26 protein-coding genes are annotated in these 24,899 nt (G+C 68.9%); 17 read left to right on the top strand and 9 right to left on the bottom strand.

Annotation, left to right across the window (positions count from 1 at the left end; all coding sequences use genetic code 11):
- Nucleotides 1-211 precede the first annotated feature (211 nt).
- From ACIRG5_RS17970 to dprA, 3 genes are all read left to right on the top strand, one after another.
- The gene (locus tag ACIRG5_RS17970) at nucleotides 212-583 is read left to right on the top strand and encodes a YraN family protein (RefSeq protein ID WP_402905854.1); all 372 of its coding nucleotides are present in this window, start codon (nucleotides 212-214) and stop codon (nucleotides 581-583) included.
- A 1-nt stretch (nucleotide 584) separates the two neighbouring features.
- Entirely contained in the window at nucleotides 585-2,105 is a 1,521-nt protein-coding gene (locus tag ACIRG5_RS17965) for a YifB family Mg chelatase-like AAA ATPase (protein ID WP_402905853.1), read from the top strand.
- A 1,248-nt stretch (nucleotides 2,106-3,353) separates the two neighbouring features.
- Nucleotides 3,354-4,487, top strand: coding sequence for a DNA-processing protein DprA (gene dprA / locus ACIRG5_RS17960; protein ID WP_402906205.1), 1,134 nt, complete (start codon nucleotides 3,354-3,356; stop codon nucleotides 4,485-4,487).
- 25 nt (nucleotides 4,488-4,512) lie between these two features.
- On the opposite strand, the gene ACIRG5_RS17955 is transcribed toward dprA, so the two are convergent.
- Nucleotides 4,513-5,997, bottom strand: coding sequence for a M48 family metalloprotease (locus ACIRG5_RS17955; RefSeq protein WP_402905851.1), 1,485 nt, complete (start codon nucleotides 5,995-5,997; stop codon nucleotides 4,513-4,515).
- Nucleotides 5,998-6,041: 44 nt separating this feature from the next.
- Nucleotides 6,042-6,578 carry a hypothetical protein gene (locus ACIRG5_RS17950; protein WP_402905849.1) on the bottom strand — a complete coding sequence of 179 codons (537 nt, stop codon included), beginning with the start codon at nucleotides 6,576-6,578 and terminating at the stop codon, nucleotides 6,042-6,044.
- Nucleotides 6,579-6,735: 157 nt separating this feature from the next.
- Here ACIRG5_RS17950 and ACIRG5_RS17945 point away from each other — a divergent pair, with 157 nt between their 5' ends.
- Complete coding sequence (locus tag ACIRG5_RS17945; protein ID WP_402905847.1) at nucleotides 6,736-7,713, top strand: tyrosine recombinase XerC; 978 nt, start codon at nucleotides 6,736-6,738, stop codon at nucleotides 7,711-7,713.
- Nucleotides 7,688-8,683 carry a FliA/WhiG family RNA polymerase sigma factor gene (locus ACIRG5_RS17940; RefSeq protein WP_396426188.1) on the top strand — a complete coding sequence of 332 codons (996 nt, stop codon included), beginning with the start codon at nucleotides 7,688-7,690 and terminating at the stop codon, nucleotides 8,681-8,683. The genes ACIRG5_RS17945 and ACIRG5_RS17940 overlap by 26 nt, the downstream gene beginning before the upstream one ends.
- Before the next feature lie 535 nt (nucleotides 8,684-9,218).
- On the opposite strand, the gene ACIRG5_RS17935 is transcribed toward ACIRG5_RS17940, so the two are convergent.
- Nucleotides 9,219-9,692, bottom strand: coding sequence for a M23 family metallopeptidase (locus ACIRG5_RS17935; RefSeq protein WP_402905845.1), 474 nt, complete (start codon nucleotides 9,690-9,692; stop codon nucleotides 9,219-9,221).
- A gap of 372 nt (nucleotides 9,693-10,064) precedes the next feature.
- Between ACIRG5_RS17935 and rpsB the strand changes: the two genes are divergently transcribed.
- The 5 genes from rpsB to ACIRG5_RS17910 all read left to right on the top strand — a co-directional run bounded on the left by rpsB (nucleotide 10,065) and on the right by ACIRG5_RS17910 (nucleotide 14,180).
- Nucleotides 10,065-10,913, top strand: a complete 849-nt coding sequence (gene rpsB, locus ACIRG5_RS17930) for a 30S ribosomal protein S2 (RefSeq protein WP_319977547.1) — start codon at nucleotides 10,065-10,067, stop codon at nucleotides 10,911-10,913.
- 72 nt (nucleotides 10,914-10,985) lie between these two features.
- On the top strand, nucleotides 10,986-11,801 hold the full coding sequence (gene tsf, locus ACIRG5_RS17925; protein ID WP_093593403.1) for a translation elongation factor Ts: 816 nt from the start codon (nucleotides 10,986-10,988) through the stop codon (nucleotides 11,799-11,801).
- 126 nt (nucleotides 11,802-11,927) lie between these two features.
- The gene (pyrH, locus tag ACIRG5_RS17920; RefSeq protein ID WP_396426237.1) at nucleotides 11,928-12,638 is read left to right on the top strand and encodes a UMP kinase; all 711 of its coding nucleotides are present in this window, start codon (nucleotides 11,928-11,930) and stop codon (nucleotides 12,636-12,638) included.
- 61 nt (nucleotides 12,639-12,699) lie between these two features.
- Nucleotides 12,700-13,257 (top strand): ribosome recycling factor, encoded by a 558-nt coding sequence (gene frr, locus ACIRG5_RS17915; protein WP_090066386.1) that lies wholly within the window; start codon nucleotides 12,700-12,702, stop codon nucleotides 13,255-13,257.
- Nucleotides 13,258-13,325: 68 nt separating this feature from the next.
- A complete protein-coding gene (locus ACIRG5_RS17910) occupies nucleotides 13,326-14,180 on the top strand; it encodes a phosphatidate cytidylyltransferase (protein WP_402905842.1) in 855 nt (284 codons plus the stop codon).
- 7 nt (nucleotides 14,181-14,187) lie between these two features.
- Here the strand turns inward: ACIRG5_RS17910 and ACIRG5_RS17905 are convergent, their stop codons facing one another.
- Nucleotides 14,188-15,006: a VOC family protein gene (locus ACIRG5_RS17905; protein ID WP_402905840.1), complete on the bottom strand. Its 819-nt coding sequence runs from the start codon at nucleotides 15,004-15,006 to the stop codon at nucleotides 14,188-14,190.
- A 95-nt stretch (nucleotides 15,007-15,101) separates the two neighbouring features.
- Here ACIRG5_RS17905 and ACIRG5_RS17900 point away from each other — a divergent pair, with 95 nt between their 5' ends.
- Nucleotides 15,102-15,845 carry a class I SAM-dependent methyltransferase gene (locus ACIRG5_RS17900; protein WP_402905838.1) on the top strand — a complete coding sequence of 248 codons (744 nt, stop codon included), beginning with the start codon at nucleotides 15,102-15,104 and terminating at the stop codon, nucleotides 15,843-15,845.
- Nucleotides 15,846-15,866: 21 nt separating this feature from the next.
- Nucleotides 15,867-16,844: an aldo/keto reductase gene (locus tag ACIRG5_RS17895; protein ID WP_402905836.1), complete on the top strand. Its 978-nt coding sequence runs from the start codon at nucleotides 15,867-15,869 to the stop codon at nucleotides 16,842-16,844.
- 1 nt (nucleotide 16,845) lies between these two features.
- Here ACIRG5_RS17895 and ACIRG5_RS17890 read toward each other — a convergent pair whose 3' ends face one another.
- A complete protein-coding gene (locus ACIRG5_RS17890; protein WP_402905834.1) occupies nucleotides 16,846-17,349 on the bottom strand; it encodes a PadR family transcriptional regulator in 504 nt (167 codons plus the stop codon).
- A gap of 77 nt (nucleotides 17,350-17,426) precedes the next feature.
- Between ACIRG5_RS17890 and rlmN the strand changes: the two genes are divergently transcribed.
- From rlmN to ACIRG5_RS17875, 3 genes are read left to right on the top strand one after another with little or no spacing between them, the layout of a single operon-like run.
- A complete protein-coding gene (gene rlmN, locus ACIRG5_RS17885) occupies nucleotides 17,427-18,533 on the top strand; it encodes a 23S rRNA (adenine(2503)-C(2))-methyltransferase RlmN (protein ID WP_402905832.1) in 1,107 nt (368 codons plus the stop codon).
- A gap of 43 nt (nucleotides 18,534-18,576) precedes the next feature.
- A complete protein-coding gene (locus ACIRG5_RS17880; RefSeq protein WP_402905830.1) occupies nucleotides 18,577-19,221 on the top strand; it encodes a hypothetical protein in 645 nt (214 codons plus the stop codon).
- 12 nt (nucleotides 19,222-19,233) lie between these two features.
- Nucleotides 19,234-19,665: a hypothetical protein gene (locus ACIRG5_RS17875; RefSeq protein ID WP_402905828.1), complete on the top strand. Its 432-nt coding sequence runs from the start codon at nucleotides 19,234-19,236 to the stop codon at nucleotides 19,663-19,665.
- Here the strand turns inward: ACIRG5_RS17875 and ACIRG5_RS17870 are convergent.
- Both ACIRG5_RS17870 and ACIRG5_RS17865 read right to left on the bottom strand, forming a co-directional pair.
- Entirely contained in the window at nucleotides 19,662-20,153 is a 492-nt protein-coding gene (locus ACIRG5_RS17870; RefSeq protein ID WP_319977537.1) for a carbonic anhydrase, read from the bottom strand. The genes ACIRG5_RS17875 and ACIRG5_RS17870 overlap by 4 nt on opposite strands.
- Before the next feature lie 117 nt (nucleotides 20,154-20,270).
- Nucleotides 20,271-21,464 (bottom strand): ricin-type beta-trefoil lectin domain protein, encoded by a 1,194-nt coding sequence (locus ACIRG5_RS17865; protein WP_402905826.1) that lies wholly within the window; start codon nucleotides 21,462-21,464, stop codon nucleotides 20,271-20,273.
- Nucleotides 21,465-21,602: 138 nt separating this feature from the next.
- On the opposite strand from ACIRG5_RS17865, the gene ACIRG5_RS17860 reads away from it, so the two are divergent.
- Complete coding sequence (locus tag ACIRG5_RS17860; protein WP_402905824.1) at nucleotides 21,603-23,162, top strand: serine/threonine-protein kinase; 1,560 nt, start codon at nucleotides 21,603-21,605, stop codon at nucleotides 23,160-23,162.
- On the opposite strand, the gene ACIRG5_RS17855 is transcribed toward ACIRG5_RS17860, so the two are convergent.
- Nucleotides 23,159-23,521: a helix-turn-helix domain-containing protein gene (locus ACIRG5_RS17855; protein WP_093593830.1), complete on the bottom strand. Its 363-nt coding sequence runs from the start codon at nucleotides 23,519-23,521 to the stop codon at nucleotides 23,159-23,161. The two genes, ACIRG5_RS17860 and ACIRG5_RS17855, sit on opposite strands and share 4 nt — an antisense overlap.
- Before the next feature lie 103 nt (nucleotides 23,522-23,624).
- Here ACIRG5_RS17855 and ACIRG5_RS17850 point away from each other — a divergent pair, with 103 nt between their 5' ends.
- On the top strand, nucleotides 23,625-24,521 hold the full coding sequence (locus ACIRG5_RS17850; protein WP_402905822.1) for an NADP-dependent oxidoreductase: 897 nt from the start codon (nucleotides 23,625-23,627) through the stop codon (nucleotides 24,519-24,521).
- On the opposite strand, the gene ACIRG5_RS17845 is transcribed toward ACIRG5_RS17850, so the two are convergent.
- Nucleotides 24,518-24,775: a DUF2631 domain-containing protein gene (locus tag ACIRG5_RS17845; protein ID WP_360047324.1), complete on the bottom strand. Its 258-nt coding sequence runs from the start codon at nucleotides 24,773-24,775 to the stop codon at nucleotides 24,518-24,520. The genes ACIRG5_RS17850 and ACIRG5_RS17845 overlap by 4 nt on opposite strands.
- Nucleotides 24,776-24,899: the final 124 nt, after the last annotated feature.

The following is a 24,899-nucleotide window of genomic DNA, read 5'->3' as shown; positions in this document are numbered from 1 at the left end:
GTGACCCGAAACGTTGGCGGCGAATTCGCGCGGCAACGGTTCAGGCCACGCCACTAGCACACCCCACTGACAAATCCGCCGTTTCAAGATCCACAACGGCCGACTTGTCCACAGGCGCTGAGTTGTCCACAGATTGCTCTCAGCCCCGTCGCTCCTCCCGCCCCGCCCGGCAAGGTCGTACCCAACGACCCGCAGGGAGGCGAGGGCAGTGGTGGCACAGGCATCGGTCGAGACCAGGCAGCAGGAGAAGGGGCGTCAGGGCGAGGACCTGGCGTGCAGGTACCTGGAAGAGCAGGGCCTAGTGGTCCTGTCGCGGAACTGGACGTGCCGCGATGGCGAGCTCGACGTCGTGGCCGTGGAGGGCGACCGGCTGGTCGTCTGCGAGGTCAAGACCAGGTCGGGCCCTGCCTGGGGCCGCCCGGACGAGGCGGTGGACGAGCGCAAGCTCTCGCGCCTGCGCAGGACAGCCCTGCGGTGGCTGGCGGTGCACGGCGTCGGCTGGTGCAACGTCCGCGTCGACCTGATCTCGGTCACCTGGCCTCCCTCCGGCGAAGCGCGCCTGCAGCACCTGCGGGGAGCCTGAGATGGGCTTGGCGCAGGCGTGGTCCGTCGCCCTCTACGGCGTCGACGGCCTGGCTGTCGAGATCGAGGCCGACGTGGGCGTGGGCCAGCCCCGCACCCACCTCCTGGGGCTTCCCGACGCGTCCTTGCACGAGTCGAAGGAGCGGGTGAAGGCCGCCGTCCGCAACAGCGAGGAGGAGTGGCCGAAGCAGCGCATCGTCCTGGGACTGTCCCCGGCGAACCTGCCCAAGGGCGGCAGCAGCTACGACGTCGCCATCGCCTGCGCCACCCTCGCCGCCGCCGGCTCGGTCCCGTGCGAGCGCCTGGCCACCACCGTCCTGCTGGGTGAGCTGGCCCTGGACGGCCGGGTCCGGCCGATCCGCGGCGTCCTGCCCGCCCTGCTGGCCGCACGCCGAGCAGGCCTCAAGGCGGCCATCGTCCCGGTCGACGCCCTGCCGGAGGCCGCCCTGGTGGACGGCATCGAACTCCACGGAGCCCAGACCCTCCGCGAGGTCCTGGCCTGGCTGCGCGGCGAGGACGTGACACTGCAACCCCCACCCGCCTGCGTGGACCCACCACTGCCGGACGTCCCGGACCTGGCCGACGTGGTGGGCCAGCCAGAAGCCCGCTGGGCCCTGGAGGTGGCCGCGGCAGGCGCCCACCACCTCCTCCTGACGGGCCCGCCGGGCACCGGCAAGACGATGCTGGCCGAACGCCTCCCCGGCCTGCTCCCACCGCTGTCGCGCCAGGACTCCCTGGCGGTCACAGCCGTCCACTCGGTGGCAGGCGTCCTGTCCTCGGACTACCCGCTGGTGGCCAGCCCGCCGTTCGTCAACGTCCACCACACGACGTCGATAGCGGCCCTGATCGGCGGCGGCAGCGGAATGGCCAAGCCGGGCGCGGCCTCCCGGGCCCACAAGGGCGTCCTCTTCCTCGACGAGGCCTGCGAGTTCGGCCAGAAGACCATCGACACCCTCCGCACGGCCCTGGAAGAAGGCGAAGTCCGCATCCCCCGCCGGGACGGCATAGCCCGCTACCCGGCCCGCTTCCAGCTGATCCTCGCCACCAACCCCTGCCCGTGCGCCCCGCCGAAGGAAGTCGACTGCATCTGCACGGCCACAGTGCGCCGCCGCTACCAGTCCCGCCTCTCCGGCCCGCTGCTCGACCGCGTGGACCTCAGGGTCCGAATGAGGGCCACCACAGCCATGTCCAACGCGGACGCCGCCCCACCAGAACCGACATCGGTGGTCCGCGAACGAGTGCTCAAAGCCAGATCCCGAGCCGCCACCCGCTGGTCGGCCCACGGCCACACCTGGCAGGCCAACGCCCTGGTCCCAGGCCCAGCTCTACGCCGAGAGTTCGCCCTGCCAAGACCAACCACGGCCCTCCTGGACCGAGCGCTGGCCGTAGGCGCCCTGACGGGCAGGGGCGCAGACCGCTGCCTACGAGTCGCCTGGACCCTCGCCGACCTGGCCGAAGCCGACCGCCCAACCCAGGACCACGTGGCCGCAGCCCTCCAGTTCCGAGAACGCCGAGCCCCCTAACCACACCCCGCACACCACCACCAACCACCCCGACCCAGCCACAGAGCCACCAGCGCTCCACCCCCCAGCTCTGACCGGCTCCGCAACGCCCCCAGCCCTGAGCGGCTCCACACCACAGCCGGAGCCGTGGGCAGCGCAGCTTCACACTCCGCCCAAAACCACCGCCCGCGGAGCTTGGCGCTCCGCCCCAAGCCGCCGGTCGCGGAGCTTCAACGCCCCGACTCCGCGTCCGGCCCCAGCAGAGCGGGCGCTCGTCCCCCTGCGAGCGCCCGCTCACCCTCCAGACACCTCACCCCGCTCACGCCCAGGTCCCGCCGCCTCAGGTCTGCACGGGGCACCCATGTCCGCCAAGTCCCATGCCCGCCTAGGCCCGATGCGCATCTGGGCTACCTGGGTTCCAGATCTGCCGATCAGGCGCGAGCTGCCCGGCGCCGGCGGCCTCCCCAAGCAGCCGGGCGCGGAGCCCCACTCCCACTCCGCGCCCGGCACCGATCCACCGAGACGTTCGGACGCCTGTCCCAACCCAGGCGTCCGAACCACCGGACACGAGCCTCGAGCCTCGGCTCGTGTTCGGCCCCGAGCGGGTCGCCCGCCCTTTCCCAGCGGGCGACCCGCTCACCTACCGATTCACGAACCTCAGCACCTTCGAACAAGGAGCCCGACCATGACCCCTCTCCTGATCCCAGCCGCGACCTCGGCAACTGCCATCACGGCCGCCGTACCCGCTTTCCTGCAACTGCAGTGCACAGTCCGCAAGCGCACATCCGGTGTAAGCCCGCCAAGTCCGTGGCGCCCCGACCCCTGGCGCCGCTGGCTACCCTGGTGGTGGTTCCGGTGACCACAACGCCGACCAACCCACTCACCGCGTCGCCAACTGCTGCGCCCGCCGACCCGGCCACCACCGGAGCCACCGACCCGGCCGCCGTTCCAGCGAGCGCCCCGGCCAGCGAATCCGCCGTCGCGCGCGTCGTGCCACCCAGCGCGCCGCTGGTCCGCGCCCCACTCACCGCATCGCCCACCACCACCACCACCACCACTCGGCCCACCACATCGCGGGCTGTTCCGGCAGCTCGTCAAGCCGCCGTACGAACCGCCGGCCCACTCACCGCATCGCCCACCACCACCACCACATCGCTGGCTGTTCCAGCAGCTCACCAAGCCGCCGCACCAATCGCCCGCTCGGCCCCCACCGGAGCCGTCGACCCGGCCACCACTCGAGCCACCGATCCGGCCGTCGTTCCAGCGAGCATCCCGGCCACCGATGCCGTTCGTCTGGCAAGGGCCTACCTGTCTCGCGTCGCAGAGCCCTACCCGGCGGCACTCGCGGCGCTGGTCGCCGAAGTCGGGCCCGTCGAGGCCGCGGAACGTGTGCGGGCCGGCGAAATTTCGCCGTCCGTGGCCAGTCAGACGGCTGCCCGGCGGGCTGAGGAGCGGGCTCACGCGGACCTTGCCGCCATTGGCAGGGCGGGTGGGCGGTTGGTCATCCCTGAAGACGAGGAGTGGCCGCGGTGGCCGTTGCTCGCGCTGGAGAACGTGGGCGGCCGTCGGTGTGGAGGTGAGCCGCTCGCGTTGTGGGTGCGTGGGCCGCATTTCCTCGCTGACGCGGTGGACAAGGCCGTGGCCGTGGTCGGGTCGCGGGCTTCCAGCGGGTACGGGGAGCAGGTTGCCGGCGAGTTCGCCTACGGGCTGGCGTTGGCGGGCATGACCGTGGTTTCCGGTGCCGCGTATGGGATTGACGGTGCGGCCCACCGTGGTGCGTTCGGCGCCGGTGGGCTGACGATCGCGGTGCTGGCGTGCGGGGCGGACATCGCCTATCCCGCCGGGCATCAGGGACTGCTCGCCAAGATCGCGCGGGAAGGCCTGATCGTCAGCGAGTACCCGCCTGGCGTGATGCCTGCGCGGCATCGGTTTCTCACTCGCAACAGGCTCATCGCGGCGTTGGGCGGCGGCACCGTCGTCGTGGAGGCCGGGCGGCGTAGCGGGGCCAAGAACACGGCCGCGATCACGCTTGCGCTCGGGCTTCCGTTGATGGTGGTGCCGGGGCCTGTGACGTCGGCGAGTTCTGTTGGTTGTCACGAGTTGTTGCGGGACGGGCGGGCGGTGTCGGTCAGTTCGGTCGCCGAGATCGTGGAGTCGGTGGGGCGGTTCGGTGACGACCTCGCCACCCAGCCCGCCGAAAAGGAGAGCGACATCGGTGCGCCGCACGGGGAGGCCATGCGGGTGTACGAGGCCCTCGGGAAGCGGAACGGGGTCAGCGACGAGGTCGTGTCGGTCGAGTCCGGGGTGCCGTTGGAGCGGGTGCGGGCGTTGTTGCCCGAGCTGGAACTCGCCGGGCTGGCACACCAGGTCGACGGAGGCTGGCAGAAGCTGGAGATGAGGTGAGTTTTGTCCACTGTGGATGGACGAGTCAGCGGGTGCGGAGGTAGCGCGGGACGGCGAGGGCTATCACGACGACCGCGGCCGTGAGGATCGACCAGAACGTGATGCCGAAGTCCCTCGCGACCGTCATCGCGACGTCGGACTGCGGCGTCGGGGACTGGCAGATCGGCAGGTTCCTGGCCTCCTCGGCCGGACAGCCGAGGTAGACGCCACGAAGCCTGGCTGACCAGGTCCACAAGACCGCGAACAGCCAGCCACCCGCCACGCAGGCACAAGGCACGGCATACGTGAGGAAGGAGGGCATCCGGGAAGCGCCCGGGTCGGTGCGACGCCATGCCGTGCCGAGTGCGTCGAGCCACCAGCACAGGCCGAAGATTCCCAGAGCGAGCGCGAGGAGCATGGATGGTGCGATCGGGACGCCGATCGGAGCCTGGTCGAAGATCCCGGTGTAGAGCGGCAGGTGGCTGCCGATCACCAGGCCGCCCAGCAGTGCGGCGGCGGTGAACAGGGGGCGCAAGCGGCTGCGGTCTTCCTGCCAGGCGCCGCGCCACAGGGAGAAGCCCGCGAACAGCGTCAGCGGGATGCCGATCGCCACGCCGGTGAAGATCGGGGTGCTCCTGTCCTCCGCGGCGCCGCTGAGGAGCATGTCCTGCAACGTCACGAAGGCCGCGCCCGCCGCGGCGGCACCCAGCGACACCTGGCCCATTGGTGAGGCCAGCAGGCGCAGCGGGTTCGTCAGGGCCTGGGAGCGTTCGTCGGCTCCGGGGTGGTGGCGCAGCCAGGAGCGGACCACCGAGCGGGTCTGGTCGGTCTCGTGCGCCTTGACGGCGGCCAGCAGGCCTTCCACGCCGAACTCGGCCGCGTGCAGGTCGGCGGCGTGTTCGCGGGCGCGCAGGAAGGCGCGGGCGATCAGTTCGGTGACGAGCGTCAGTGCGGCCAGGCGCAGCGTGCTCACGAGGAAGGAGGTGACGTCGCCGCGGTCCAGCAGGACTTCCAGCCACAGCACCAGCAGGGCGAAGAAGCCGGTGGAGAGGTTCGAGAACCGCAGGACGGTGGCCAGTTGGTACCACCAGAGGTCGCCTGCGTGCACGTGGGCGAGTTCGTGGCGCACCACGGCGTCGAACACGGCTTTGCGTTCGCCGGGCATCGAGTGCAGGGCCAGGAGTTCTGGTCCCAGCACGACGATCGGCTTGCGCGGCGCCCCGGTGACGTAGGCGCGGCTGCCCAGGCGTTTGCCGAGGCGCACATCCACGTGGCGCGGCGGGTTCACCTGCCGCACGAGCTCCGCCACCGCCTTGCCGGCCTCGTGGAGGCCGGTGTCGGCGATCGGTGTGGAGCGGCGGACGCGGACCGCGGTGTAGAAGCCGTAGGCCGCGAGGCCCGGCGTCAGGAGCATCTGCAGTTTCTGCAGGTAGGAGGCTGCGCCGCCCTGTTCGAGGCCGGACAGCCAGTTCGCGACGAAGAAGACGTTGAGCAGCACCGTCACGGCGAGGAGGAGAAGCAGGAGGATCATCTCGGACGGTAATGCCCTGGGGTTGACCTGCGGCTTCTCGTCCGTCATCCGGAGGTGTCACCGGCCTCGCGTCTGGCGTCGCCGCCGCTGTCCTGGGCGTTGTCGCGCAGCACGAGGGCGGCGATGACAGCGTCCGCGAGCGCGTCGGCCTTCTGCTGGTCCATGCCGAGCGAGAGAGCGCGCTCGAGGGCGATCTGGCGCACCTCGGCGAGCTGGGTCGTGGTCAGCGGCGTGGAGGGCAGTTCGAGTGGTGTGGTGGGCTTGCCGCGGAACTTTCGCCAGGCTTTGCGCACGGCGTTGGTGGTGCCGTCGCTGACGGCCTTGCCGACGCTGTCGGAGACGGCGGTGATCACGCTGCCGGACACGAGGGCGATCACCGGGGTCGCCATCGCGACGATGTCGCCCAGGCCGAAGCCCAGCGGGTCGTCGTGGGCCTGGCGCAGGCGGCGTTCGGCCTGCTTGGGGCTCTCCAGGTACGGAGCGGCGACGATGTCGAACGAGGACAGCTCCTCGGGAGCGATCTTGCGCACGACTCGGCGAGCGAGCTCATCGGCTGTTCGGACGGTGGTGCTGGCTGCCATCACTACTCCGAAAGGTGATCTGTGCGTGCCGCCAAACCCCTGCTCGTCACAGGGAGTTGAAACGTTATCGTGTTCCCGATCATGAGAGCGCTCTCAAATAGCGCGGGGGTGTGGCGATACTTGACCAAACGCCCCGACTGGCGCAGCGTCTTGGCCTATGTCCCCGCCGCCGCATGGTCGGACACGTCGTGTCGATCTCGTTCGCCTGCGCGAAAAACTGCCGGCGACCGTGGCAGACGTGGTGCGGCAGTACGAACGGCACCTGATGTTGGAGCGTGATCTGTCGCCGCACACGGTGCGCGCCTACATAGGTGACGTCGTGGCATTGCTTGGACACGCCGCGGGGAATATCCCGGAAAACGCTGATGTCGAGCGCATCGACCTGACGAATTTGCGGTCATGGCTTGCCGCGCAACGCACCGCGGGTGCGAGCCGCACGACACTCGCGCGCCGTGCGGCTGCCGCGCGCACGTTCACCGCGTGGGCGCACAGAGCTGGGCGTTTGGCCTCGGATCCGGGGCCTCGGCTCGCCGCTCCGCGACCGCATCGGACGTTGCCGTCGGTGTTGCGCGAGGACCAGGCGAAGGACGCCATGAGGGCCGTATCCTCTGGCGCGTCCCAAGGCGATCCGGTTGCGCTGCGTGATCAGGCCGTGGTGGAGTTGCTGTACGCCACAGGTATCCGCGTGGCCGAACTCTGTGGTCTTGATCTCGACGACGTGGACTACTCCCTAAGGGTGATTCGAGTTCTTGGCAAAGGTGGACGCGAGCGCAGCACGCCGTTCGGCGTGCCGGCCGAGCGAGCGCTGCGGCGGTGGGTGGACGAGGGCAGAAACGCCCTGGTAGCACCGGATTCGCCACCGGCAGTGTTCCTCGGCGCCCGCGGCGGCCGGCTGAACCAGCGAGCCGTTCGCACTCTTGTGCACGAGGTCGTCGCCGTCGTACCGGACGCACCGGACATCGGGCCGCACGGGTTGCGCCACTCCGCTGCGACCCATTTGCTGGAAGGAGGAGCGGACCTGCGCACCGTCCAAGAACTGCTTGGTCACGCTACGCTCGCAACGACTCAGCTTTACACACACGTCACTGTCGAACGGCTGAAGGCGATCCATGACCGAACCCACCCCCGTTCCTGACGCCGCAGGGGGAGGATCGCGTACGGCGACCGTGCCCCCTGAACCCGTCCTGCCCGCACCAGTGTCGAAGCAGGCGAGCAACGGGCACCGTCAGAACGGCGCGCCACGCACCGAGGCGACCCCCGAGCCCGGTGCCAACACGCATGTCAACGGCACGCCCGCTGCCGTTCCGACTGCGGTGACGCGCGCGGACGTGCGGTCCGGTGACGACGTCGAGGCCGGCATCGTCGCGCTGTGGCGCAGCTACGGCGAGTCCCGCGAGCAGAGCCAGCGCGACCGCCTGGTGCTGCACTACGCGCCGCTGGTCAAGTACGTCGCCGGCCGCGTCGGCACTGGCCTGCCCGCCCACGTGGACGTGGCCGACCTGATCCAGTCCGGCATCTTCGGCCTGGTCGACGCGATCGAGAAGTTCGAGCCGGAGCGCGGCCTCAAGTTCGAGACCTACGCCATGCAGCGCATTCGCGGCGCGATCCTCGACGACCTGCGCTCCCAGGACTGGGTGCCGCGCTCGGTCCGCAGCCGCGCCCGCGACGTGGAACGAGCCCTCGAACGCCTCGGCGCCAAGCTGCAGCGCACGCCCACCGACCGCGAGCTCGCCGCAGAGCTCAAGATCGGCCTGGCCGAACTGCGCGAGCTCTACGGCCAGCTCCAGCTCACCAGCGTCGTCGCCCTGGACGAGCTGATCGCCCCGAACAAGGGCGGCTCCTCGCTGGCCGAGTCGCTCCCCGACGACGCCGCGGAAGACCCGGTGGCGAGCCTCGTCGACCAGGACAGCCGCCGTCAGCTGGCCGACGCGATCGCCCAGCTGGCAGAACGCGACCGCGTGGTCGTGACCCTCTACTACTTCGAGAACCTGACCCTCGCCGAGATCGGCAAGGTCCTCGGTGTGACCGAGTCCAGGGTCTGCCAGCTGCACACCCGCGCCGTCCTGCGCCTGCGCACGAAGCTCAACGAGCAGTCCGAGGCCTGACCACACCTCGGCCCACCCCGGCAGCCTGGCGAGTGCCGGGCTGCCGGACACCCGTACCGAGAAGTCGTACGGGCCTCCTCAAGGGGGCTTGAACCTCCTTTCCGTCCGTTGCCAGGGCTAATTCACTCGAACGGGTGGTGCTCAGGTCTGCTCCCAGCACGCCCCGTGCCGACTCGGGCATCCCGGCGAACGCCTGACCCTGGAGTCGGGCAGCGAACTGCCAGGTGCGCCGAGCGTCGCGCGGACACCGGAACAGGAGTGGCCGCGGTCCTGCGAACCGCGACAGCAACAGGTGGGCAGCACGAAGACGGCCGGACCGCAGCCGCGCGGCAGGCGTTCGGGCGCCGTGCGAACCGGGCAATGGGCGAACAGGCAGACCGGGAGACGGGCGAGGTGAGGGGACGGCCGTCTCCCGGCCACCTGACGGGCGCTTGCGGCGTGTGTCGGGGTTGCGCCGCTGCTCAACCGCCGTGGGAACGGCGGGAAGCGCCCGATCGGAGCGCCGCGCGGGGACAGTGCCGCGCGACGGAGGCCGCTAGCCGCCCCGGGAGGGCGTGGTCAGGGGCAGCAGCCGCACCCGGCCCAGGCTGACCAGGCGGAGCGGGTCCAGGTACGCGTGGCCTCGGCGGGCGCCCCAGTGCAGGCAGGGAGACGGGCAGTGGCCCGCTTCCAGGTGACCGATCACCTCGCCCCTGCGCACCGGGCGGCCGGCACTCACAGTGGGGGCGACCGGCTCGTAGGTGGTGCGCAGGCCGTTGCGGTGCTCCAGGGACACCAGGGTCCTGGCGGCCACCGCGCCCGCGAACACCACGGTGGCATCGCCCGCGGCCAGGACCGCTGTGCCGGCGGGCGCGGAGAGATCGACGCCCCGGTGACCGGGACCGAACGGGGAGGCCGGCGCCTCGAACGCGCGCACCACGGAGTGGGGCGGTGGCAGCGGCCAGGCGAACCGGACTGGGGCGGGGGCCAGGAGCGTCGAGACGAGCAGAGCGGCGGGGAGGAGGGGCATGGGTCAACGGTCGCGGGAGGGGGTGCCGGGGACCAGCGGGTATTGGGAATCTGTGGATTACTCGCCGGTTGTGGACAACTACCCCCGGCGAGGTGGGGGCGATTCGAAGTTTGTCGGGGGTGAGGAGTAGACTTTTGGGCGCGTCCCGTCTGTGCGCGGGACGACTTCGCGTGCCAACGCAGATCCGACCGGCTGATCCCAGCAGGGTCGAGTCACGACGTTCGACGGTCCCGACGGCGCAGAGATGCTCCGAGGGTACGAACGGCGGCTTCGGCACCAGGGCTGAAGGCCGAACCGGGCCGGAAGCGAAAACCGAACTGACGCGCAAAGGTGAGACCTCGCGCGTCCCGACAGATGAGGTGCGAACCGGCCATGGCCGTCGTAACCATGAAGCAGCTGCTTGACAGCGGCGTGCACTTCGGGCACCAGACCCGGCGCTGGAACCCGAAGATGAAGCGCTACATCCTCACTGAGCGCAACGGCATCTACATCATCGACCTGCAGCAGACGCTGACCTACATCGACCGGGCTTACGAGTTCGTGAAGGAAACGGTCGCGCACGGCGGGTCGATCCTGTTCATCGGCACGAAGAAGCAGGCGCAGGAGGCCATCGCCAACGAGGCTCTCCGCGTCGGCATGCCCTACGTGAACCAGCGCTGGCTGGGCGGCATGCTCACCAACTTCTCGACGGTCCACAAGAGGCTTCAGCGCCTCAAGGAGCTCGAGTCGATGGAGCAGACCGGCGGTTTCCAGGGTTTCACCAAGAAGGAAATCCTGATGATGAACCGCGAGAAGGACAAGCTGGAGCGCACGCTCGGCGGTATCCGCGACATGTCCAAGGTGCCCAGCGCCGTGTGGATCGTGGACACCAAGAAGGAGCACATCGCGGTCGGTGAGGCTCGCAAGCTGAACATCCCGATCGTCGCGATCCTCGACACCAACTGCGACCCGGACGAGGTCGAGTTCCCGATCCCGGGCAACGACGACGCGATCCGTTCCGCCGCTCTGCTGACCAAGGTCGTGGCCGAGGCCGCCGCCGCCGGTCTCATGCAGCGCTCCGGTGCCCGCCGCGACGCCGCCGAGGGCCAGGACAAGCCCGACGTCGCCGCCGACGAGCCGCTGGCGGAGTGGGAGCAGGAGCTCCTGACCACCAACGCCGCCGTCGCGACCGAGGCCCCGGCCGAAGCCCCGGCTTCGACCGAGCAGCCCGTCCAGTCCTGATTTCCCCCACGAGGTGCCCGCCCACAAGCGGGCACCTCGTGACCTAAGCGCGTACATCGCAGAAGGAAAACGATGGCGAACTACACCACCGCGGACGTCAAGAAGCTCCGCGAGCTGACCGCCGCCGGCATGATGGACTGCAAGAAGGCGCTGGACGAGGCGGACGGCGACTTCGACAAGGCCGTCGAGATCCTGCGCATCAAGGGCGCCAAGGACGTCGGCAAGCGCGCCGAGCGCACCACGTCCAACGGCCTCGTGGCCGTCAAGGACGGCGCGATGGTCGAGCTGCGCTGCGAGACCGACTTCGTGGCCAAGAACGCCGACTTCATCGCCCTGGCCGACGACATCGTCGCGCTCGCCAAGGCCAACAAGGTCGCCGACGTCGAGGCCCTCAAGGCCGTCGAGGTCGACGGCAAGACCGTGGACGCGCTGGTCCAGGAGTTCTCCGCCAAGATCGGCGAGAAGCTCGAGCTGGCCAAGGCCGTCGACTACGACGGCACCGTCTCGGTCTACCTGCACAAGCGCGCTGCCGACCTGCCGCCCGCCGTCGGCGTGCTCGTCGAGTACACCGGTGACAACGCCGAGGTCGCCAAGGGTGCCGCGATGCAGATCGCCGCGATGCGCCCGAAGTACGTGACCCGTGACGAGGTCCCCGAGGAGCTCGTCGCCAACGAGCGTCGCATCGCCGAGGAGACCGCTCGCGAGGAGGGCAAGCCCGAGGGCGCGCTCCCCAAGATCGTCGAGGGTCGCGTCAACGGCTTCTTCAAGGACGTCGTGCTCACCGAGCAGGCTTCCGTGACGGACAGCAAGAAGACGGTCAAGGCTCTTCTGGACGAGGCCGGCGTGACGGTTACCCGTTTCGCTCGGTTCGAGGTCGGCCAGAGCTGATTCGCATGAGGGCGGGGTTGCAGGTACCAGCGACCCCGCCCTTGGCGTGTCCACAGAAGTTTCCAGGCCAAAAGCGCGAGGAGAGGACCTGTGAGCGAAGAAGGTAGCCACGGCTACAACCGGGTGATGCTCAAGCTCGGTGGCGAGATGTTCGGCGGTGGTGGCGTCGGTGTCGATCCCGATGTCGTCCAGACAGTGGCCAAGCAGATCGCGGCCGTCCACAAGTCCGGCGTGCAGGTCGCCGTCGTGATCGGTGGTGGCAACTTCTTCCGCGGGTCCGAGCTCCAGCAGCGCGGGATGGACCGTTCGCGCGCCGACTACATGGGCATGCTCGGCACGGTCATGAACTGCCTGGCACTGCAGGACTTCCTCGAGCGCGAGCACGGCATCGACACCCGCGTGCAGACCTCCATCCAGATGACGCAGGTCGCGGAGTCGTACATTCCCCGCCGCGCGATGCGTCACCTCGAGAAGGAACGCGTCGTGATCTTCGGCGGCGGCGCCGGCCTGCCGTACTTCTCCACGGACACCACGGCCGCCCAGCGCGCGCTGGAGATCGGCTGCGAGATCGTCCTGATGGCCAAGGCCGTCGACGGCGTCTACACGGCCGACCCCAAGATCGACCCGGATGCGCTGATGTTCGACAACATCACCCACCGCGAGGTGCTGGAGCGCGGCCTCAACGTCGCCGACGCGACGGCGTTCAGCCTCTGCATGGACAACAACATGCCGATCCTCGTCTTCAACCTCCTCACCGAGGGGAACATCGCGCGCGCGGTGCGTGGTGAGAAGATCGGCACTCTGGTCAGCACCCCCGGTGGCCGTCCGGCCTTCTAGACCTGGTGGGATCTCTCCAGGACCGGGAATTGGGCACGAACACGCAGAGCAAGGAGCAGTCGTGATCGACGAGACCCTCCTCGACGCCGAGGAGAAGATGGAAAAGGCGGTTTCGGTGGCGAAGGAGAACCTCTCCTCCGTCCGAACCGGTCGTGCGACTCCCTCGATGTTCAACCGAATCCACATTGACTACTACGGCTCGATGACGCCGCTCAACCAGATGGCGAGCATCACCGTTCCCGAGGCGCGCATGGCGGTCGTGAAGCCGTACGACGCGGGCCAGCTGAACGCCATCGAGAAGGCGATCCGGGACTCCGACCTGGGCGTCAACCCGAGCAACGACGGCGCGATCATCCGCATCGTCATCCCGCAGCTCTCCGAGGAGCGCCGCCGGGACATGGTGAAGGTCGCGAAGTCGAAGGGCGAGGACGCGAAGGTCTCCCTGCGCGGCGTGCGTCGCAAGGCGAAGGAAGAGATCGACAAGCTCGTCAAGGACGGCGAGGTCGGCGAGGACGACGGCGCGCGTGGTGAGAAGGAACTCGAGGCTCTGACCCACCGCTACGTGGCGCAGGTCGAAGAGCTCGTGAAGCACAAGGAAGCCGAACTCCTCGAAGTCTGATGTTCCACTGATGGTTCGCCCGGCCGAGTCGCCGCAGGCGTGAATGCCCAGGCCGGGCGGAGGTCTTGATGGGAGCACAGGTGGCAGGCGGTCCCGCGGACGTCCCCACGTCGAAGCCGTCGCGCGCTGGACGTGATCTGCGCGCGGCGATCCTGGTCGGTGTCGGGCTCGGCGCCCTGATCATCGTGTCGCTGCTGACGGTCAAGGAGACCTTCATCGGCATCGTCGCGGCCGCCGCGGCGGTGTCGACGTGGGAGATCGCGAACGCCTTCAAGAAGGCCGGCATCAACGTCGCCCTGTGGCCCGCGCTGATCGGCGGCCAGGCGATCATCTGGCTGTCGTGGCCGCTGGAGCGCTCCGGCATGATGACCGCGTTCGTGGTCACCGTGCTGGTGTGCATGATCTGGCGGTTCCGCGGCGGCTCGGACGGCTACCTGCGCGATCTGAGCGCGTCGGTGTTCACCGTCGCGTACATCCCGTTGTTCGCGGCGTTCGCGGCCATGCTCGTCGTTCCCGAAGACGGTGCGGGCCGCGCGTTCGCGTTCATCATCGGTGTCGTGCTCTCCGACGTCGGCGGCTACGCGGCCGGTGTCTTCCTCGGCAAGCACCCGATGGCGCCGACGATCAGCCCGAAGAAGTCGTGGGAGGGCTTCGCCGGCTCGTTGACCGCCGGTGCGGTCGGCGGTGCGATCACGGTGACGACGCTGCTCGACGGCCAGTGGTGGCAGGGCGCGCTGTTCGGTGCCGTGCTCGTCGTCACGGCCACCGCGGGCGACCTGGTCGAGTCGCTGATCAAGCGCGACCTCGGCATCAAGGACATGGGCACGCTGCTGCCCGGCCACGGCGGCCTGATGGACCGGATGGACTCGCTGCTCCCGTCCGCCGTCGCCTCCTGGCTGCTGCTGCACCTCTTCGTGCAGTAGCAGCCGCTCAGTCGTCGTACGGGTCGTCCACCTCGGTGCGCGGCTCGGCCTCGATTACGCGGGACTGGTCGATCACGGAGAACGCCATTCCCGCGTGGTCCTCGACCACGGTGATGCGTCCGAACGGGGTGTCGTAGGGCTCCACGGTCACCCGGCCGCCCAGTTCCAGCACCCGGTACGCCACCGAGTCGGTCCCGATCTCGGGCGCGGCGTTGAAGTAGACCATCCAGTGGGAGCGCTCTCCATACGGGAACTCGCGCCCCATCTTCTGCCGGCCGATGACCTCGGTGCCCTCGACGGACCACGACGCGTAGTCCAATCGGTGGCCGTCGCCGATCTGCGTGATGTCGTAGTGGCACAACTCGCCGAAGAACTCGTCGGCCGCCGCGCCGTCACGGGTGTTCAGCTCGGCCCACGCGTAGGCGCCGTGCCCGCCCGTGCCGAACCGCCAGTCCGGTGGCACGTGCCGGAACCCGACGACGGCGCCGGTCGGGTCGGCGATCACCGTGCTCTGCGTGTGGTCGGCGGCGTCCTCGGGGTTGCGCAGCACCGATCCGCCGAGGTGGAAAGCCTTCTCCGCGGTAGCACGCGCATGGGGCGTGACCAGGTACAACCGCCACTCGTCCGGTTCGCCCTGCGGCAGTCCGGCGACGGGGACACCGTCGACCATCGCCACGGTGTAGCCGTCGTCGTCGGCGTAGTGCCAGCCGAACAGGCCGGTGTAGAACTCGATCGCGCCCTTGAGGTCGTCGACGGATCTTTCGACCCAGCACGGACTTCCGGACAGCAACGGCGCGAGCTGGGGCGTGTTGGGCGCGATCGACACTGCCGCCTCCTGCAGGGAAAGAAGTGCCATAACGCTACGCCGTAGGTGGACGAATTCGAACGGTCATCGGCAAATGGAGGCCCTACAGTGTCTTCGTGAGGGGATTCGTGCGAGCGGCGCTGAACGCGGTGCGTCCGGCAGAGGTCGTGCCCAGTCCGAACATCTGGCACTGGCCCGACGTCTACGAGGTCGAGAACCGCGCGCAGGACGTCCACGGCGCGATTTGGACGGCGTTGAGCGAAGAATGTCCGTTTGACGGTCAGGACGTGGTGGACGTCGGCTGCGGCGACGGTTTCCACCTGCCGTTGATCGCGCGCACCGCGAAGTCCGTCACGGGCGTCGAACCGCACCCGCCTCTGGTCGTCCGGGCCAGGCACCGGACGGCCGAACTGGCGAACGCGCGGGTCGTTTCCGGTCCCGCGCAACGACTTCCGCTCGACGACGCCTCCGCCGACGTGGTGCACGCCCGCACCGCCTACTTCTTCGGACCGGGCTGCGAACCGGGACTGCGCGAGGCGGACCGCGTGCTGCGGCCGGGCGGCGCGTTCGCGATCGTGGACCTGGACGGCTCGGCCGATCCGTACGGTCCCTGGCTGCGCGCCGACGAACCGCGCTACGACCCGGCCGCGGTCGAGAAGTTCTTCGCGGACAACGGGTTCTCGCTGCGGCGCGTCACGGCGGAGTGGCGGTTCGAGAAGCGGGAGGACCTGGAGGCCGTGCTGCGCATCGAGTTCTCCGCGAAGGTCGCCGAACGGGCGATCGCCTCCGTGAACGGACTGAGTTTTCCGGTCGGCTATCGCCTGCACGTCCGGCGCAAGCCGAAAGGGCTGATCGTGTGATCCGCGACTAGGCTTCGGTTCGTGGAGAAGCGAAACGCAGGCAGGTTGGATCGCCAGGTCGGCGTCGTGGGACTGGGCTGCTGGCAGCTCGGCGCGGACTGGGGCGAGGTGGACGAGAGCGACGCGCTCGCGTTGCTGCACGCCGCGGCCGACACGGGGGTCGACTTCTTCGACACCGCCGACGTGTACGGCGATGGTCGTAGTGAGACGCTCGTCGGGCGGTTCCTCAAGGAGCGCAAGGACGACGGGGTGTTCGTCGCCACGAAGATGGGGCGGCGGCTGCCGGCGCAGGTCGCGGAGGGGTACAGCCGGGAGAACTTCCTCGCGTGGAACGACCGGAGCCGCCGCAATCTGGGTGTCGACACGCTGGATCTCGTGCAGCTGCACTGCCCGCCCACTGCGGTCTACAGCCGTGACGAGGTGTACGACACCTTGGACGAGATGGTTGAGCAGCAGCGGATCGCCGCTTATGGCGTGTCAGTGGAGAAGGTCGAGGAGGCGCTGGAGGCGATCAGGCGTCCGCACGTGGCCAGCGTGCAGATCATCCTGAACGCGTTCCGGCTCAAGCCTCTCGAAGAGGTGCTGCCCCAGGCGGCCGAGGCGGGGGTCGCGATCATCGCGCGGGTGCCGCTCGCGTCCGGGTTGCTGACCGGGAAGTACGACAGGGCAACGACTTTCGGTGCGGACGATCACCGCAGCTACAACCGCAACGGCGAGGCCTTCGACGTCGGCGAGACCTTCTCCGGGGTTCCCTACGAGGTGGGCCTGGAGGCGGTGGAACGCCTGCGGCCGCTGGTGCCGGAAGGTGTCACGATGGCGCAGTTCGCGCTCAGGTGGATCGTGGACCAGCCCGGCGTGACGGTGGTGATTCCCGGTGCTCGCAACGTCGAGCAGGCTCGGGCCAATGCGCAGGCCGCTGAGCTGCAGCCGGTGGACGACAAGGCCGTCACGGCGGTGTACGACGAGCTGATTCGCCCGCACGTGCACGAGCGGTGGTAGGTCACTCCTCGGCGAGGATCGCGTACAGCTTGCGGCGCAGCTCGTTGTAGAGCTCGGCGGCGCGGGTCTTCTGCTCGGGCGTGCCCGCGTGGGAGATCTGCTCCATCGCGGCGCCGAGCAGCCGGACCGCTGTGCGCAGTTCGCCGTCGACCGGGTCGAGCTGGATGTCGATGTCGTGCCAGGGCGGAGCCGTGTGCTCCGTCCTGCCGTGCTCGGTGAGGTTGAACAGCTTCTTGCCGCCGTCCTCCGCCGCGGAGACCAGGCCTTCGTCGGCGAGCATCTGCAGCGTCGGGTAGACCGAGCCGGGGCTCGGGCTCCACACGCCGCCGGTGCGCTTGGCGATCTCCTGAATGATCTCGTAGCCGTGCATCGGCCGTTCTGCCAGCAAGGACAGAACCGCCGCCCGGACGTTGCCGCGCCTCTGACGGCCGCCCCTGCCGCCGCCCCCGAAGGGACCGCGGCGATGCCTGTGGTGGTGCTCTCTGTGGTGTGGTCTCATCATCATGTCGCTAACGATATATCGGAACCTATCGCGATGCAACGGTCTTGTGTTGGTGAAGTTCGTGGGACACTAGATGTGCTATGACCTCGCTTCCCCTTGTCTTCGACGCGCCCAAGCGCGGCCTGCCGCCGCGCCACCTGGTCGACCTCTCACCCGCCCAACGCGCGGAAGCCGTTGCGGCCCTGGGGGAGAAGCCGTTCCGGGCGAAGCAGCTGTCGAACCACTACTTCAGCCGCCTGACCGTCGACCCGGCCGAGATGACCGACATCCCGGCTGACACGCGCGACAAGCTCGTCGCCGACCTGATGCCGCCGTTGTTCACGGTCGTGCGCAAGGTCACGGCAGACGAGGGCACGACGTCGAAGACGCTGCTGCGCGCGCACGACGGCACGCTCATCGAGTCGGTGCTCATGCGCTACCCGGACCGCGCGACGCTGTGCATCTCGTCGCAGGCCGGCTGCGGCATGGCGTGCCCGTTCTGCGCGACCGGCCAGGGCGGCCTGCAGCGCAACCTGTCGACCGCGGAGATCGTGGACCAGGTGCGCCTCGGCGCCGCCGCCATGCGTGACGGCGACCTGCCCGGCGGCCCCGGCCGGCTCTCGAACATCGTCTTCATGGGCATGGGCGAGCCGCTCGCGAACTACAAGCGCATCCTCGAGGCCGTTCACCGCATCTGCGACCCGGCGCCGGACGGCCTGGGCATCTCGCAGCGCCACGTGACGGTGTCGACGGTCGGCCTCGTGCCCGCGATCAAGAAGCTGACCGAGGAGAACCTCCAGGTCCGCCTCGCCGTGTCGCTGCACACGCCGGACGACGAGCTGCGCGACACGCTGGTGCCGGTCAACACGAAGTGGAACGTCGCCGAGGTGCTGGAGGCGGCGCGCGGCTACGCGGACAAGACCGGTCGTCGTGTCTCGATCGAGTACGCGCTGATCCGCGACATCAACGACCAGGGCTGGCGGGCGGATCTGCTCGGCAAGAAGCTGCGCAAGCACCTCGGGCAGCTCGTGCACGTGAACCTGATCCCGCTGAACCCGACGCCGGGCAGCAAGTGGGACGCGTCGCCGAAGCCGGTGGAGCGGGAGTTCGTGCGGCGGGTGCGTGAGCAGGGTGTCGAGTGCACCGTGCGGGACACGCGTGGGCAGGAGATCGCGGCAGCCTGCGGTCAGCTCGCCGCCGAGGGCTGAAATCGGTCGCGGTAGTCGGTGACCTGCCTCTAGCGTTCCCGCGATGAAACTCGAGGGGGAACGCTGGCGCACGCTCGTCAGCACGGTGAGGCTGGGCAAGGACGAGTACCGCGTGGTGCGGCCTGCTCAGCCCGTGAAGCACGCACCGCTGTACGAATCGTGGGTAGGCGCTGAGTCGTGTGTGGACAAAGCCGCGGCACGGACTATCGCCATGGCTTGGGCGTTTGCGATGCGGTCGCCGCGCACGTTGGTGTACTTGCCGTTGAAGCGAACTGACGCCGAAGAGTGCGTCTGGAGCGACGGCCCGTTCCTGGATCTGGTGCTGTTGCACCACAGTCTGGGTTTCCGGCTGTCGAAGTGGAAGGAAGTGCGGGCCAAGCTCGGTCCCGGGCGGCCGCACACCGTCACCTGCCAGGGCTTTGGGGCGGAACCCGACTACGAACGGTTGCACCACAAAGACAACCGGGACGTGCTGCGCGGGGAGATCTCTGGCGACACCGTGTTCATGGTGGGGAGCGCACCTGCGTTCCACTCACAGGGACAGGAGTTCCGGAGGCTGGCCGAGGACGGCCCTCAGTTCATGCACGAGAATCCGGGCGAGCACTGCTGTGCGGAGATCACCGAAGACCAGCGGCACTGGAAGTGGCTGCACGTGATCTACTGCGAAGAGCATCGCGTACATGCCTGAAGGGACCTCGAAATGGGCGTCTTGTACGACTACTTCGCCGCGCCGTCGGACGAGCTCGCGGCCGCCACGATCGACGACGGGCCCGTGAGCAGTCCGTTCAGGACGGTCGAGACCAAGTCTCTCGATCCTGTTGTGGTTATGGGGCAACTGGAAGAGCTGCTCACCGGCCGGCCCTACGACGACGTGTTCGAGGACCCGCGGTGCGGTGACGACCTGGCCATCGAAGATGACGGTGAGAGGCTGGTCCTCACCGTCACCGACGGGCTGAGGGACGCGCTTGCCGGAGCGGACGAGCTGACCGATGTCGCCGTCGCCTGGGCGAAGATCGAGGAGCTGAACGGGTTCGATCCCGTCGTGCTGGCCGAGATCCTGCGTGAGCTCCAGGCGCTGGCCGCGGAGGCGGTCAAGAATGAGGAGCGGCTCTACTGCTGGGTGTGCGTCTAGGGCTTCACCTCGGTCAGCACGCCGGTCGCCACGTCGAACACGAAGCCGCGCACGGAGTCCTTCACCGGCACGAACGGGTTGCCGACGATGCGCGCGAGTGACTGGCGCACGTCCTCCTCCAGGTCGCCGAACGCCTCGGCGGCCCAGGAGGGCTTCACGCCGACCTCGTCCTGGATCGAGCGCTTGAACTCGTCGTCGGTGAACGTCAGCATGCCGCAGTCGGTGTGGTGGATGAGGATGATCTCGCGGGTGCCGAGCAGGCGCTGGCTGATGGCGAGCGAACGGATCTCGTCCTCGGTCACGACGCCTCCGGCGTTGCGGATGACGTGCGCCTCGCCCTCCTGCAGACCCAGCACGCGGTACACGTCGATGCGGGCGTCCATGCATGCCAGCACGGCCACGTGCTTGGCCGGTGGCAGGGGGAGCGGGCCGGAGAACTGGGCTGCGTACGTGGCGTTGTTGGCGAGCAGTTCGTCGGTCACCGACATGATTCATGTCCTCTCACCTGGATGTACAGGTGAGCAAACTGTTGTATGCGCATACCTGCAACCGCGCCCGAAGGATGAGAAAGGCCCCCACTCAGACACAAGCGGGGGCCGACACATCTACAGCTGCCAGTTCTGGTTCGCGCCGCCCGTGCACGTCCAGATGTTCAGCCTCGTGCCGTCAGCGGAGGAGTTGCCGGCGGCGTCGAGGCACTTGCCGGACTGCGGGTTGCGCAACGTGGTGCCGACGCGCGACCACACCTGCGCGCCGGTTCCGTTGCACGTCCACAGTTGCACGACCGTTCCGTCCGCGACGCCGGATCCGTTGACGTCCATGCACTTTCCCAAGGCGCGCAACGTGTCTCCGACGCGTGACCACTGCTGGGCGCCGCTGCCGTTGCATCCCCAGAGCTGGATCGCGGTGCCGTCGGCGGTGCCGGAGTTGCTGATGTCGACGCACTTCCCGCCTATGCCCACGATCGCGCCGGACCCCGACGAGGTCAGGAACTGGCTGCGCGCCACGTTCCAGTGCGTCGCCAGGTAGGAACCAGAAGCAGGGTTGGTGTGGAAGTAGTCGTCGCCGCCGCAGTCGAGCTGGTTCTCCGGGGCGCCGGGGCAGACGTTCACCAGGCCGCCTGGCGGGTTCGGGATGCCGCCGTCGTTGTAACACATGATGTCCTGGTCGTCCCAGCAGTGACCGAACGCCGTGGAGTGCGGCGCCGAACGCTGCACGGCGCCCAGCGTGTGCAGAAGTTCGTGGCCGCTGGCCTGCCACGTCCAGCAGCCCGTTCCCACTGCGGCGTAAGAAGGTCCCGAGTTGTAGCCGTTGTCGGCGCCGGGACGGTCGTCGCCCGGCGCGCCCCACGCCACGCCGCAGCCGCCGGAGTCGTGCCAGAACAGGTACTTGCGATCGGTGCGGTTGTAGCCACGGGCAGCCAGTTGATCCGCAACGGCCGAAGGGGAAGACATCGCCGACTGGGGAACGACAACGTTGTCGACCTTCGCGCGACAGTCGGCCTGCGTCACGAAACGCACGTGCCGGACGCCACCGCCCAGGCGTGAGGCCGCTTCGACGAACGAGTCGTCGATCTGGTCGGCGAACGTCTGGAACTGGGCCACGAGCTGTGGATACCGGTCCGCGGACTGGTCGCCGCGCACGTACACGGCCTGAACGCGCTTGCCGCTCACCCCGTCGCCGTCACAAACGACGGACTGCACGGAGAAGGGGGGTGAAGGCTGCCGGAACTCGTCCGGCAGGTCGTCCACGATGGGACTGAGCAGGGACAACGCCGCGAGCAACACGCCAAAAGACATGAGAAAGACCGCCTTCAACGCGATGACAGGGAAGCGGTCTAGACCATCTCGAACGGTAGCGAACCCCGCACGCACTGTCAGCGGACAGAACCGGACAGGAAACCGGCCGACGCGGCCGTGCGGCTACCATGCGGCGTCGTGGGGGAAGACACGAGGCTGGTCGCGGGCAGATACGCGACGATCCGAGAGCTCGGCCGGGGCGGCATGGGGGTCGTCTGGCTCGCCGAGGACCGGGTCATCGGACGGCAGGTCGCGCTCAAGGAGCTGCGGACCACCGAGACCGAGCGGGTGCTGCGGGAGGCCCGCACGGCAGGCCGCCTGAACAGCCCGAACGTCGTCGGCATCTACGACGTCATCGTCGAGCACGGCGTGACGTACCTGGTCATGGAGCTCGTCGAGGCGCCCACGCTCTCCGAGGTCATGACGCGCAGGGCACTGACCGAGGACGAGGTCGCGGACATCGGTCTGCAGACCCTCAACGCGCTCGAAGCAGCGCACGCGGCGGGCATCGTGCACCGGGACGTCAAACCCAGCAACATCATGGTGCTGCCCGACGGACGCGTGAAGCTCGCCGACTTCGGCATCGCCCGTGCGATGGACGATCCGGGACTGACCGCGACCGGCGGCATCATGGGCTCGCCCGGCTACATGGCTCCGGAACTGTTCGCGGGCAAGCAACCTTCGCCGGCGAGCGACCTGTGGGCGTTGGGCGCCACCATGTTCCACGCGATCGAGGGCCGCTCGCCGTTCCAGCGCGACACGACCGCGGCCACCATGCACGCGATCATGTACGAGGAGCCGGTCCTGCAACGGACCAGGGGCCCGCTCGCCGACACGATCATGGCGCTGTTGACCCAGGACGACACTCATCGGCTCACGGCGGCCCAGCTGCGGGAACGACTCAGCGGCGCCACCAGGACGGTCAAGCCGCTGACGCCGTCCGAGCAGACGGTGGTGATCGAACCGGTCACCGCCTACGTCGCGCCGAACACCCCGACGCACGCCGACTGGGACGAGAAGCCCAAGTCGCGCAAGAAGATCGGGGTGTTCGCCGGTGCCGCGGCCGCGGTCGTGGTGATCGCGCTCACCGCGGTGTTCCTCCTCAAGCCCGAGACCCAGCGGGGCACGGCCGCCGCACAGCAGGGGCCGAGCTCGGAACAGCCGTCGTCGAACGCGAGCAGCACCGCGTCGAGCGCGCCGGCGAGCAGCAGCAGTGCCGCGCCGAGCAGCAGCGCGGCGCCGTCCAGCCAGCCGGTGAAGTCCTCTCAGGCGACGCAGCCGGCCCAGCCGCCGACGACGCAGCCGAAGCCGCCGCGCGAGACGCTGGTGCTGACCCGTCACCTGAAGGCGGGCGGCTTCCACTTCAGCGGCACGTCACGCGTGGCGACGCCGGCCGGGTTCGCGGCGGAGGCGAACACCCTCGGCAAGCTCCTCGCGAAGGAGGAGGCGGGTACGAAGCCGCTCTACGCCTGCCGCATCAACGGGTCCGAGGACCACATGACCTCGGTCTCGCCCACCTGCGAAGGTCAGACGGTCGTCAGCGCCACCCCGCTCGGCCACGTCTTCACCGGCAAGCCCGCCGACGTGCCCGCGCTGCCGCTGTACCGCTGCCTGTTCAAGGGCACGCACTTCGACTCGCTCGACGCGAAGTGCGAGGGCTACCAGCCGGAGTTCCAGTTCGGCTGGGTCGTCGGCTAGCGAGTCGTGGCGGGCTCCAGGCCCAGGGGTTCGGAACCGTCGAACGTCTCGCGCGCCTCGGCCACGGACTCGTAGTTCTTCTGCGCCCACAACCGCAGCGCGGCCAGCGGCTCCGTGACGCTACGCCCGAGTTCGGTCAGCTCGTACTCGACGCGCAACGGCACCGAGGGGTACACCGTGCGCGTGACGAGCCCATCGCGCTCCAACGTGCGCAACGTCTGCGTGAGCATCTTCTGGCTGACGCCCTCCAGTCGGCGCTTGAGTTCGCCGAACCGCTTGGGCCCGTCCTCCAGGTCGCCGATCACCAGCGCCGTCCACTTCGACGCGACCATGTCCAGCAGGTCGCGGCACGGGCACATCTTCAGATAAACGTCCCTGATCACGGATAGTTTCTACCAGGTACCTAGTGCACAAGATAGTGCCTAATTGCGAAGAGTGACCAACTCTCCCATGCTTGACAGCATGCGAGCGATCATCCAGAACGAGTTCGGCGGCCCTCTCACCCTCAGCGACGTGCCCAAGCCCGCGCCGCTCCCGACGGAGGTCCTGGTCAGGGTGCACGCGGCCGGCGTCAACCCGGTCGACTGGAAGACCCGCGCCGGCAGCGGCATGGCCGGGATGCAGACCTTCCCGTTCATCAACGGCTGGGACGTCTCCGGCGTGGTCGAGGAGGTCGGCTTCGGCGTCACGACCCTCAAGCCCGGCGACGAGGTCTACGGCATGCCGTGGTTCCCGCGCGCCGCGAGCGCCTACGCCGAGTACGTCACCGCGCCGTCCCGCCACTTCGCGAAGAAGCCGAAGAGCCTCACCCACGTCGAGGCGGCCGCGTTGCCGCTCGCCGCGCTCACCGCGTGGCAGGTCCTCGTCGACACGGCGGACGTGCAGCCGGGGCAGAAGGTGCTGATCACGGCTGCGGCAGGCGGTGTCGGGCATCTCGCCGTCCAGATCGCGAAGGCGCACGGCGCGTACGTCATCGGCACCGCGCGTGAGCCCAAGCACGCGTTCCTGAAGGAGATCGGCGCCGACGAGGTGATCGACTACACACAGGGCGACTACGCGGGCAACGACGTCGACCTGTTCGTCGACCTGGTCGGCGGCGCGTCACCGGACTCGGTGCGTCCCGGCGGGGTGTTCGTCGGCGTGCCGTCCGGAGTGGACAGGCCGATCCGCGGCGACATCAGGACAAGCCCGATCCTGGTCGAACCCGACCGCGCGGGACTGCGGGCGATCGCGGCGCTGATCGAGTCGGGCGAGCTCAAGGTGCACGTCGACGCGACGTTCCCCCTGGAGGACGCTGGAAAAGCACATGCCCTGGGCGAGACGGGCCGCACCCAGGGCAAGATCGTGCTGGAGGTCTAGCGGCGCCAGGACGTGCGGCGGCGAGCCGTGTCCCACACCAGGAACGCGATGATCGTGACGCCGGTGGCGATGAGGAAGATGTTCTCGGTCTTGCCGTGGTGGTTGCCGATCAGCATCAGGAAGCAGAAGCCGGCCGAGAGCCAGCCCGCGATGCGGGTGCCCTTGGGGAACGTGCCGTGCCAGCCCCACTCGTGCGACGGTTCCTCGTGAGGGTCGACGGCAGGACGCTTGTCCAGTTCCGAGGACGTAGCCACGGTTTCCTCCACTGCTCATCCGGATTACGAGGTCATCGTCGCACATGATGGCGAGCACGGAGGTGTGAGGTCGCGCGCGCACGACTGACGGGCGAGGTCGCACGGGTTTAGGCTCTTCGCGGCC

Origin of the sequence: Lentzea sp. NPDC102401 (genome assembly GCF_044765805.1) — a bacterium.
Taxonomy (GTDB): Bacteria; Actinomycetota; Actinomycetes; order Mycobacteriales; family Pseudonocardiaceae; genus Lentzea; species Lentzea sokolovensis.
Note: the sequence above shows the minus strand (reverse complement) of the source record. Positions and strands in the feature narration are given on the sequence as shown.